The following is a 1,194-nucleotide window of genomic DNA, read 5'->3' on the forward strand; positions in this document are numbered from 1 at the left end:
CCATGGCGAAGGCGAAGTTTGAGCGGACGAAGCCGCACTGCAACATCGGCACGATTGGTCACGTGGACCATGGCAAGACGTCGCTGACGGCGGCGATCACGAAGGTGCTGGCGAAGACGGGTGGTGCGACGTTCACGGCGTACGACCAGATCGACAAGGCGCCGGAGGAGAAGGCGCGCGGGATCACGATCTCGACGGCGCATGTGGAGTACGAGACGAAGGCGCGTCACTACGCGCATGTGGATTGCCCGGGTCATGCGGACTACGTGAAGAACATGATCACGGGTGCGGCGCAGATGGACGGGGCGATCCTGGTGGTGTCGGCGGCCGACGGTCCGATGCCGCAGACGCGCGAGCACATCCTGCTGGCGCGCCAGGTGGGCGTGCCGGCGCTGGTGGTGTTCATGAACAAGGTGGACATGGTGGACGACCCGGAGCTTCTGGAGCTGGTGGAGCTCGAGGTTCGGGAGCTGCTGAAGTCGTACCAGTTCCCTGGCGACGACATTCCGGTGATCAAGGGCTCGGCGCTGGCGGCGTTGGAGGACAAGACGCCGGAGATCGGCGAGCAGTCGGTGCTGGCGCTGATGGATGCGGTGGACGCGTATATCCCGCAGCCTGACCGTCCGAAGGACCGTCCGTTCCTGATGCCGATCGAGGACGTGTTCTCGATCTCGGGCCGGGGCACGGTGGTGACGGGTCGGATCGAGCGGGGCATCGTGAAGGTGGGCGACGAGGTTGAGATCGTCGGCCTGCGTCCGACCACGAAGACGGTGGTGACGGGGGTGGAGATGTTCCGCAAGCTGCTGGACAGCGGCGAGGCGGGGGACAACATTGGCGCGCTGCTGCGCGGCACCAAGCGCGAGGACGTGGAGCGGGGTCAGGTTCTGGCGGCGCCCGGGTCGATCACGCCGCACACCAAGTTCATGGCGGAGGCCTACATCCTGACCAAGGAGGAGGGCGGGCGTCACACGCCGTTCTTCACCAACTACCGTCCGCAGTTCTACTTCCGCACGACCGACGTGACGGGTGTGGTGACGCTGCCCGAGGGCACCGAGATGGTGATGCCTGGGGACAATGTGCGGATGGAGGTGACGCTGATCGCGCCGATCGCGATGGACGAGGGTCTGCGCTTCGCCATCCGCGAGGGCGGCCGCACCGTCGGCGCCGGCGTCGTCACCAAGATCGTGCAGTGAC

At 66.2% G+C, this 1,194-nt stretch carries 1 protein-coding gene; it reads left to right on the forward strand.

Going from position 1 to position 1,194, the window contains the following annotated elements:
• Positions 1-2 precede the first annotated feature (2 nt).
• Positions 3-1,193 carry an elongation factor Tu gene (gene tuf, locus ACTIFU_RS23790; RefSeq protein ID WP_439580805.1) on the forward strand — a complete coding sequence of 397 codons (1,191 nt, stop codon included), beginning with the start codon at positions 3-5 and terminating at the stop codon, positions 1,191-1,193.
• The last annotated feature ends 1 nt before the right edge of the window (position 1,194 follow it).

This window comes from Elioraea sp. (assembly GCF_051860475.1).
Taxonomy (GTDB): Bacteria; Pseudomonadota; Alphaproteobacteria; order Acetobacterales; family Acetobacteraceae; genus Elioraea.